Consider the following 9328-nt stretch of genomic DNA (forward strand, 5'->3'; position numbering starts at 1 on the left):
GGCGCGACCGCGGCCGACTGGCCCGCGCTGCTCGACGCGGCCCTGCACGCCCAGGCCGAGGGCCTCGCCGCGGTCGTCGGGCTGTGGTCCCACATGGCCTGCGCGGACGAGCCGGGCCACCCCTCGATCGCCGCGCAGCTCCGGGAGTTCGATGACGCGGTGGAGTTCGCCGAGAAGGCCGGCGTACGGCCCGAGGTGCGCCACATCGCGAACTCCGCCGCGACGCTGACCCTCCCCGAGGCCCGCTATGACCTCGTACGGCCCGGCATCGCGGTCTACGGCCTCGACCCGATCCCCTCGCTCGGGCCCGCGCGCCGCCTGGGCCTGCGTCCGGCGATGACGCTGACCGGACGGCTCGCGCTGGTCAAACGGGTCGGCGCCGGACAGGGCGTGTCGTACGGCCACCGGTACACCACCGCGGAGGAGACGACGCTCGGCCTGGTGCCGCTGGGATACGCCGACGGGATCCCGCGGCACGGCACGAACCTCCTGGAGGTCTGGGCGGCGGGCCGGCGGCGGCGCGTCGCGGGCACCGTGTGCATGGACCAGTTCGTCGTCGACGTCGGCGACGACGAGATCCGCGCGGGCGACGAGGTGATCCTCTTCGGGCCGGGCGACCGCGGCGAGCCGACCGCCCAGGACTGGGCGGAGATGCTCGGCACGATCTCATATGAGATCGTCACCAGAATCGGAGCCCGGATCCCCCGTACCTACACCGAAGAGGCGGTTTGACGCCCTTCCTCGTCTGAAGGCCCCCGGTCCCCCGACACAGAGGAGAGAACAGGTTGAGGTTCGCGGTTCAAAGCCCCGCCGAACGGCCGGCCGGCTCCCCGCGCAGTCACGGCACGCCCTGCCGCGATGTTCCCGGCCGCGTTCACATCCGCGTGACCGACCCGCCCGCGGGCGCGACGGCGAAAGACCGCCCGGCTCTCACGGTCGTCCGGCGCGCGGCGCCCCGGCGACACCGCCTCCCGGGCGGGCGTGGGCCGGAGCCGAGACCGCATGCCACGATGCCGACCACCACCACCGACACTCCGAGGAGGGAGCGGCGTTTCCTCCCCGGCCTGCGGGCCGGGGCCTCCACGCCACACAGCCGATGAACAAGAAGCGAGCCGGCCTGATCGGCGCCGCGATCGGCACCGCCGGTGCCATCGGTGTCGGCGCGGTCGTCGGAGCGCGCCGCTACGCCGTCGGACGCGAACGCCTGCGTCCCGACCCCGACCGGTACGAACGGTTCGGTGAGCTGCGCGGTCGCCCCCAGACGGTCATGGCTAGCGACGGGGTACCCCTCCACGTCGAGGTCGACGGGCCGGACGACGCCGCCCTCACCGTCGTCTTCAGCCACGGCTACTGCCTGACCCAGGACTCCTGGTACTTCCAGCGACGCGACCTGGCCCGCCTCGACGATGTGCGGCTGGTCTTCTGGGACCAGCGCAGCCATGGCCGTTCGGGACGCAGCGACCTCACTCACGCCACCATCGACCAGTGCGGCGACGACCTGCTCGCGGTGATCGAGGCCACCACCTCGCCGGACCGGCCGGTCGTGCTCGCCGGCCACTCCATGGGCGGCATGACGATCATGGCGCTGGCCGACCGGCATCCGGAGCTGTTCGGCTCTCGTGTCGTCGGCGTGGCCCTGGTCAACACCTCCTCGGGGCAACTCGCCGAGCTGACGCTGGGTCTGCCGGAGCTGTTCGGCAAGGTGTTCCGGCGCGCCGTGCCCGGTGTCGTACGGGGCATCGGCAAGCGCGGCACGTTGATCGACCGGGGCCGCCGCATCGGCGCGGACGTGGCCTTCGTGATCACCCGCCGGATCGCGTTCGCCGACCGCGAGGTGAGCCCGTCGATCGTGGAGTTCGTCGAACGCATGATCGGCGCCACGCCCACCGAAGTGATCGTGGAGTTCTACCCGACGCTCGCCGAGCACGACAAGCTGGAGGCGCTCGGGGTGCTCCGGGACCTCCCCGCCGTGATCGTGGTCGGTGACGAGGATCGGCTGACCCCGCCCGCCCACGGGCGGGCCATCGCGGCGGCGCTGCCGGACGCCGAACTGATCGAGGTGACCGAGGGGGGTCACGTGGTGATGCTCGAACACCCCGAGGTCGTCACCGATGCGATCGCCGAACTGGTCGGCCGCGTCCGGCCCGCGGCAGAGGAGCGTTCCGCGTGAGCGAACGGGATACCACAGCGCCTGTAGTCACTTCTGTGACGAAGGAGGACTCATGAGCAGTCCTCTCCGTGTTCCGACCGAGGGAGAGATGCGCGACCTGGGCCGGCGGCTGGCCGCCCTCCTGCGCGCGGGCGACCTCGTCCTGCTGTCCGGTCCGCTCGGCGCGGGCAAGACGACCCTGACCCAGGGCGTGGGCGACGGCCTGAAGGTCCGCGGTCCGATCACCTCACCGACCTTCGTGATCGCGCGGGTGCATCCGTCGCTGGCGGGCGGCCCGGCGCTCGTGCACGCCGACGCGTACCGGCTCGGCGGCCTGGACGAGCTGGACGACCTCGATCTCGACCTGCGGGACGCGGTCACCGTGGTCGAGTGGGGCGGCGGTATCGCCGAGGGCCTGTCCGACGACCGCCTGGAGATCGTCATCGAACGCGGCGAGACCGACGAGCGCACGGTCACGCTGACCGGCGTCGGCCCCCGATGGGAGACCTTGGACGACCACGCGTTCTGACGGGCCGGTCGCGCTCCGCGTCGGCGCGGACGCGCAGTGCGGCCGCTATATCAAATTCCGGACCCTTGATCGGTCATAATTACGATCTTGTCGTACTCTCTTCCCCTGAATCTCATCTCCCGGCAAAGCGCGCGAATGGGAGATAAGGGAGGGAGGCCTGGTGAGCGGTCGTCGTCGTGCCGCCCGGCCCGCCGGACGTCGTGGGCGCCTTGTCGCCGCCGCCTGCGCGGCCGTGTTCGTCGTCGTCGGAATCGGCGCCGTGGCCTGGGTCTTTCTCGGCCATGACCAGATTCACCAGCCCCGTTCGCGAGACGCCGGCGCCGAGAGCTCGCCCATGAGCACCGGCCAGGGCTCCGAGCGCGACGCCGTGCCCAGCGCCTGCGACACGCTCAGCAAGAGCGTCGCCGACAAGCTCGCGCCCGGCGCCGACCGCAGCGCGACCCTCGCCACCCAGTCCGACGAGCACAGCGAGTGCGCCTGGAGCCGGTACGGCTCGCGTACCCGCCAGCTGAGCGTCGAGCTGCGTGCCCTCGCCGCCGGCGGCGGCGCGTCCGCCACGGACACCGCGACCCGTACCTTCTCCGACGAGTGGCACGCCGACCGCGACGGCAAGGATCTCTCGGACGGCGTCAAGGTACGGGACAGCCGTGGCGTGAGCGGCGTGGGAGAGCAGGCCTACGTCGTGTACACGGTCGACGCCTCCGCCGCGATCGGGGAGGCCATCGCCAACGCCCGGCTCGGCAACGTGCTGATCACCGTGCACTACTCCGGCGGCGACCACCTCGACGCCGCCGGCACGCCACTGTCGTCCCACACCGCGGGCGACGGTGCCCTGGAGGCCGCGCGCGACGTGGTCTCCAAACTCGAGTCGCACTCTTGACGCGGCCGTGACGTCTGCCCGGACCCCACTGAGCGAACCCAGGTCATCGACGGTGAGCATGGGGTCTCGGTGATCCACGCGCGTTTCTGTGGCGGGACCCCGCCGATCGGCGACCGGCGGGGCTCGCACGCATAATCATCGGCCGGGGCGCGCTACCCTCAAGGATCGTGCTGGTCCTGGCTTTCGATACCGCGACCGCCGCGGTCACCGTCGCGTTGAGCGAGTGGGCCCCGGGGGAGATGCCGCGTCTCCGGGCCGAGTCCAAGGTCGTCGACCGCCGCAGGCACGCCGAGGTGCTGGCGCCCGCGATCGACTCCGTGCTCGGTGACGCGCGGGTGAGCCGCGAAGAGCTGTCCGCGATCGCCGTCGGTGTCGGCCCCGGCCCGTACACCGGTCTGCGGGTCGGCCTGGTCACCGCGCGCGCACTCGGCGCCGTGCTCCAGATCCCGGTGCACGGCGTCTGCACGCTCGACGCGCTCGCCTGGGAGTCCAAGCGCACCGATCCGTTCGTGGTGGCCACCGACGCGCGCCGCAAAGAGGTCTACTGGGCGCGCTATGACTCGGCGACCGTCCGCACCGACGGACCGTCGGTCGGCAAGCCCGCCGACGCCGCGGTCCCCGGCCTGCCCGTACTGGGTGAGGGCGCGCTGCTCTACCCCGACGTGCTCAAGGGCGAGACTCCGGCGCTGCCCTCCGCGGCCGCGATCGCCGAGCTCGTCGTCTCGCGGCTGTCCGGCGGCGAGGGGCCCGATCTCCTGCCGCCCGAGCCGCTCTACCTGCGCAAGCCCGACGCGCGTGAGCCCGGGCCCCGCAAGCGGGTGACGCCGGGATGAAGGTCCGCGACCTGACCCTCGACGACCTGCCGGCGGTGCTGGAGCTCGAACACCTGCTGTTCACCGACGAGGCCTGGTCCGAGGAGACCTACCGCGGCGAGCTGGTCGACCGTAGCGGCACCCGCCGCTACGTCGCCGTGGAGGACGACGGCGTCCTCGCGGGCTGGGCCGGCCTGTCCGCCGTGGCCGGTCAGGGCGACGTGCTGACCATCGGCGTGCGCCCCGAGCTGCAGGGCCGGGGCATCGGGTCGGCGCTGCTGACCGCGTTGCTGGAGGAGGCGGCCGTACGCGGCTGTGCGGAGATCTTCCTCGACGTGCGCGCCGACAACGATCGGGCCCGCCGGCTCTATGAGCGCTTCGGCTTCACCGCCGTCGGGGTCCGCAAGCGCTACTACCAGCCCTCCGGGGTGGATGCGATCGTGATGATGAGACAGTCGCGGCCGGGCGAGGCGCCGGCGCGGCAGGGGGTGGGGACGTGACGGACCAGCCGCTGGTTCTCGGCATCGAGACGTCGTGCGACGAGACCGGTGTGGGCGTGGTCCGCGGCCACACGCTCCTCGCCGACGCGATCGCCTCCAGCGTCGATGAGCACGCCAGGTTCGGCGGAGTGGTGCCCGAAGTGGCCTCCCGCGCCCACCTGGAGGCGATGACGCCGACCGTGGACCGGGCGCTGAGCGAGGCCGGTGTGACGCTCGCGGACGTCGACGCGATCGCGGTCACCGCCGGCCCCGGGCTCGCCGGCGCGCTGCTCGTCGGTGTCGCGGCCGCCAAGGCGTACGCCCTGGGCCTGGGCAAGCCCCTGTACGGCGTCAACCATCTCACCGCGCACGTGGCGGTCGACCAGCTCGAACACGGTCCGCTGCCCAAGCCCTGCGTGGCCCTGCTCGTCTCCGGCGGGCACTCCTCGCTCCTGCTCGTGCCCGACGTGGCCTCCGACGTACGCCCGCTGGGCGCCACGGTCGACGACGCCGCCGGTGAGGCGTTCGACAAGGTGGCGCGGGTGCTCGACCTCGGTTTCCCCGGCGGCCCGTACATCGACCGTGCGGCGCGCGAGGGCGACCCGGCGTCGATCTCCTTCCCACGCGGCAAGTACGAGGACGGCACCTACGACTTCTCCTTCTCGGGGCTGAAGACCGCGGTGGCCCGCTGGGTCGAGTCGCGTGAGCGGGCCGGTGACCCGGTGCCGGTGGCCGACGTCGCCGCGGCGTTCCAGGAGGCGGTGGTCGACGTGCTGACCAAGAAGGCCATCGCCGCCTGCAAGGACAACGACGCCTCCCACCTGCTCATCGGCGGTGGCGTCGCGGCCAACTCACGGCTGCGGGCGCTGGCTCAGGAGCGCTGCGAGGCGGCCGGCATTCGGCTGCGGGTGCCGCGGCCGAAGCTGTGCACCGACAACGGCGCGATGGTGGCGGCGCTCGGCGCGGAGCTCGTCGGCGCCGGCCTGGCGCCCTCGGCCCTCGACCTTCCCGCCGACTCCTCGCTGCCGATCACCGACGTGCTGGTCTGATCCGTCAGAACCGCGCGGCCGGAGCGCCGAGCTCGATCAGCGCCCGTTCGAGGAACTCCTCCAGCGCGGGGATGTCGCTGGGGGAGATCGGCCGCAGGGTCTGCTCGGGCAGCAGGTCGAGCACGCTGCGCAGGTCCCAGTAGGGGTTGTGCTGGTAGCCGCCGGAGACCTGGTCGAACGCGCCCAGGAACCTGTCGGCGACCTCGGCCCCGTAGCGGAGCGCGAGGTTCCAGCGCATGTGGGCGACGTCGACGGCGGCCGGGCCGTGTGAGGCGCTGGACCAGTCGACGACGCCGGTGAGCCGCCCGTACGCCCAGAGGGTGTTGTCGGGCAGGTAGTCGCGGTGGATGAAGTGCGGCGTGGCGCCGGGGGACGGGCCGGCCGCGATGTCGAACGCCCGCTCCCACAGCGCCGGGTGCCGCGTGTTGACCGGCGCGAGGCGCACGTCGAGGTGGTTGTACGGCCGGTAGGGCGGCATCGTCGAGGCGCCCCCGACCGCGTGCACCGACAGCAGCCCGGCGGCGAGCTGGATGAGGTATTCGGGGAGCTCTTCGCGCGCCGGTCGCGGCGGATGGCCGAGCAGCCGCGTGATCAGCAGCGTCGGCGTCTCGCAGTGGGCGCCCGACGGGTCGGCGGCCACGAGCGACGGCGTCGGGATCTCACAGCCCGCCAGGAGCGTCAGCGCGGCGATCTCGCGCTCGGGCGAGAACTCGATGTCGATGTCCGGCCAGGACGCGGAGGCCCAGCGGCGCAGCACGAGCCGGTGCACGGTGCCGGAGCGGCTTTCCGCGAGCAGCGCGTGGTTGATGTGGGACAGGCCGCCGACGAGCGGCCGGACCATCTTGACCTCGCTGCCCGGCCCCAGGCATGCCTCGACCCAGCGCAGCGTGGCAGCGCTCAGCGGCTCTGAGAATCTGGGGAAGGTCACGAGTCCCATCCAAACGGATTCCGAACCGTATCGGGAGTGATTTTATCAATCCAAGGTGAAGTAAACGGCATGTCATTGCGGCATGACGATCTTCTTGAGGCTGCTATTAATCCCGAAAGCCCCGCAAATGCGTATTCGAGCAGCGTTTCGCGCAAAGGGCGACGAAAAGGCCGCTCCGGGACAAGACCGGAGCGGCCGTCGTCGTCACTCCTTGCTCTCCCGTCGCGGGCGGAACAGGGCCTCGGCCAGCGCGAGCATGGTCTCCTCAAGCGTGATGAGCCGCTTCATGAGGTCCTCGTGCACGGAGGTCATGCGCTGCGTCATGTCGTGCTGGACCCCGTCGACCTTCTTGCTCACGTCCTCGTGCACACCGCCGACCTGCCGCAGCAGATCCTCCCGAAGGATCTCCATGTGCTTCGTGAGGTCGGAGCGCGACGACTCGACGATCTTCGAAAGGGTCTCCTCGGCCTCGTCGCGGTCGGGCCGCGCCCGCAACTCGTCGACGATCGGATCGACCGCCTCGGCGAGGCGTTTCTCCAGGGCGTCGAAGCGGTCGGTCGGGTCGATGAACGGCCGGTCGCCGATGGCGGCGAGCTTGCGGTGCAACTCGCCGATCTCCAGCGTGACCGGCAGCTGGCCGATGCGCTGGTTGACTCCGTCGACGCGGTCGTCGACCCCTTCGATCTTGGCCTCGAGCCCCTGGAAGTGGCCCTCGATGCCCTTGATCTTGCCGGACAGGCCCTCGACGCGGCCGTCGATGCCGTCGAGGCGCCCGCCGACCCCCTCGACCCGGCCGTTCACCGCGTCGAGCCCCTGCTCGACGCGCTCGGCCATGTCGCCGAGCGACTGGTCGACCTTGCCGGCCACGGCGTTGATCTGGTGCTCGAGCTTCTCGGAGCGGTGTCCGAGGTCGGCGAGGGTCTTGTCGAGCCGGTTGAAGCGTACGGACGCGGCCTCCATCGTGCCCGCCAGCCGGTCGAGGCGCTTGGTGAGGTCGTCCATCTGCTGCGCGGCCCGCAGCGTCGCGTCGGTGATGCTCTTGCTCGAGTCGAGCACGTTCTGGATGCGGGAGAGGCCCTCGTCGACGTTCTCCGCGATGACGCCGACGTCGGCCCACAGCGAGGGCAACTCGGCGACCGGCTTGACCTTCTCACCGACGGACTCGATGTGCTCGGCCAGCCCCTCGGCCCACTCCGGAGGCTTGCCGTACAGCTCGTCGACCTGACCGCGAACCGAGTCGAGCTGGGTCGTCAGGCCGCTGAGCTCGCGCTCGCGCACCTCGCGGAGGAGCCACTCGATGCCCTCGAGCCGCTGATGGATCTCGTCGAGGACCTGACCTGTCGAGCGTTGCTCGTAAACATGATCTTGGGCAGCGCGGGCCAGCAATTCCCGCATTCGGTCCGAGACCGGTTGACCTCCTGTCTGCAGGAAGTTGTGATTGGTGTCCACCCGGTGAGCTCCTTCGTTTTGCCGGGTCGCCGGCCTGCGCGCGGAAATGGCAGTGGCGTGCGTCGCGAAGGGCCACTCTAATGAGCCGACCATGGTCATCGAGCGTAAGCAAAGAAATTCAGGGAAAAGAGATCCTTATCCCGGAGTAGCGGAATGCCGTTTTAGTCGCGGCGGTGACGGCCTTCGTAAGGCGCGGGCATCGCGTGAACGTTCGTCGCGGCCGGGCCCGAGGCGCCGCGTCCGAGAAGCCGGTCCAGCTCGCCACGGCCGAGGAAGACGCCGCGACACGCGCCGCACTCCCGCAGGGCGACGCCGGCGCGGTGAAAACCGGCCATGGCGACGCCGCACTTGGGACATTGCAGCACGGCGTCGGTCATCGTCGTTCCCCATTTCCCCCGTGCGCCCGGCCGGGCGCTCCCCGTGTCGCGCCCCCGCGGCGCGGATTGCGGCCGCTGCCAAGAGTAGTCAACCCAATACGGCAATAGTCGCAGTGTTTGCCTTAGGGTGGCGTGTCTTCTGCCGCGACATGGTGTCGGCGGGCTTCGCAGATGAGTGCCGTTGGTGTTTCGCCCACCCGAGTGAGAACCACGACCCACTCCCGTGACCCGGACGGCCGCAGGTCACGCCGGAGGCGTTCGATGTCGACGGCGAATCCGCGCTTCTTGATCGTCAGCGTACCGGCGTCACGTCGCCGCAGCTCCGCCCGCAGGCGTTTGACCGAGAAGGGCAGAACGTCGTGGATCTCGTACGCGCGGGCGAACGGCGTGGGCCGCAGCGCGTCGGAGGTGACGTAGGCGATGCGCGGGTCGGCGAGCGCCCCGCCGAGCGTGGCGGCGACGTCCGCGACGAGATGAGCCCGTATGACCGCCCCGTCCGGTTCGTAGAGGTAGCGCCGCCACGGCGCGACGGGCGGCGGCCCGAGCGCCGGGTCGGCCACCATCGTGGCCGGCTCCACGCCCTCCCGGAGCACGGTCGCCCGGTGCAGCGTCGTGCCCCGCCGTGCCCCGGACAGGCCGCCGAGCCACAGCGCCGCCTCCTTGACATCGCCGCCGT

Annotated in this window: 11 protein-coding genes; 7 read left to right on the plus strand and 4 right to left on the minus strand. The window is 71.3% G+C overall.

The features are described from left to right. The 7 genes from alr to tsaD all read left to right on the plus strand — a co-directional run. Positions 1-732: alanine racemase (gene alr, locus ACFFNX_RS32720; RefSeq protein WP_378209733.1), on the plus strand; the 732-nt coding region annotated here is incomplete at its 5' end. Positions 733-1096: 364 nt separating this feature from the next. Beyond that, positions 1097-2170 carry an alpha/beta fold hydrolase gene (locus ACFFNX_RS32725; protein ID WP_378209734.1) on the plus strand — a complete coding sequence of 358 codons (1074 nt, stop codon included), beginning with the start codon at positions 1097-1099 and terminating at the stop codon, positions 2168-2170. 52 nt (positions 2171-2222) lie between these two features. Then, the gene (tsaE, locus tag ACFFNX_RS32730; RefSeq protein WP_378209735.1) at positions 2223-2678 is read left to right on the plus strand and encodes a tRNA (adenosine(37)-N6)-threonylcarbamoyltransferase complex ATPase subunit type 1 TsaE; all 456 of its coding nucleotides are present in this window, start codon (positions 2223-2225) and stop codon (positions 2676-2678) included. A 160-nt stretch (positions 2679-2838) separates the two neighbouring features. Further along, complete coding sequence (locus ACFFNX_RS32735; protein ID WP_378209736.1) at positions 2839-3558, plus strand: hypothetical protein; 720 nt, start codon at positions 2839-2841, stop codon at positions 3556-3558. Positions 3559-3725: 167 nt separating this feature from the next. Next, positions 3726-4391 (plus strand): tRNA (adenosine(37)-N6)-threonylcarbamoyltransferase complex dimerization subunit type 1 TsaB, encoded by a 666-nt coding sequence (gene tsaB / locus ACFFNX_RS32740; protein WP_378209737.1) that lies wholly within the window; start codon positions 3726-3728, stop codon positions 4389-4391. After that, entirely contained in the window at positions 4388-4870 is a 483-nt protein-coding gene (rimI, locus tag ACFFNX_RS32745) for a ribosomal protein S18-alanine N-acetyltransferase (protein WP_378209738.1), read from the plus strand. The genes tsaB and rimI overlap by 4 nt, the downstream gene beginning before the upstream one ends. Further along, positions 4867-5898 carry a tRNA (adenosine(37)-N6)-threonylcarbamoyltransferase complex transferase subunit TsaD gene (gene tsaD / locus ACFFNX_RS32750; protein WP_378209739.1) on the plus strand — a complete coding sequence of 344 codons (1032 nt, stop codon included), beginning with the start codon at positions 4867-4869 and terminating at the stop codon, positions 5896-5898. The genes rimI and tsaD overlap by 4 nt, the downstream gene beginning before the upstream one ends. Before the next feature lie 4 nt (positions 5899-5902). On the opposite strand, the gene ACFFNX_RS32755 is transcribed toward tsaD, so the two are convergent. From ACFFNX_RS32755 to ACFFNX_RS32770, 4 genes are all read right to left on the minus strand, one after another. After that, positions 5903-6826 (minus strand): phosphotransferase family protein, encoded by a 924-nt coding sequence (locus ACFFNX_RS32755; RefSeq protein ID WP_378209740.1) that lies wholly within the window; start codon positions 6824-6826, stop codon positions 5903-5905. Positions 6827-7030: 204 nt separating this feature from the next. Continuing rightward, positions 7031-8275, minus strand: coding sequence for a hypothetical protein (locus ACFFNX_RS32760; protein ID WP_378209741.1), 1245 nt, complete (start codon positions 8273-8275; stop codon positions 7031-7033). A gap of 161 nt (positions 8276-8436) precedes the next feature. Further along, positions 8437-8652 (minus strand): TFIIB-type zinc ribbon-containing protein, encoded by a 216-nt coding sequence (locus tag ACFFNX_RS32765; RefSeq protein ID WP_378209742.1) that lies wholly within the window; start codon positions 8650-8652, stop codon positions 8437-8439. 122 nt (positions 8653-8774) lie between these two features. Next, a partial coding sequence (locus ACFFNX_RS32770) for a THUMP-like domain-containing protein (protein ID WP_446678539.1) occupies positions 8775-9328 on the minus strand: 554 nt, incomplete at its 5' end.

Origin of the sequence: Actinoallomurus acaciae (genome assembly GCF_042429965.1) — a bacterium.
Lineage (GTDB): Bacteria > Actinomycetota > Actinomycetes > Streptosporangiales > Streptosporangiaceae > Actinoallomurus > Actinoallomurus acaciae.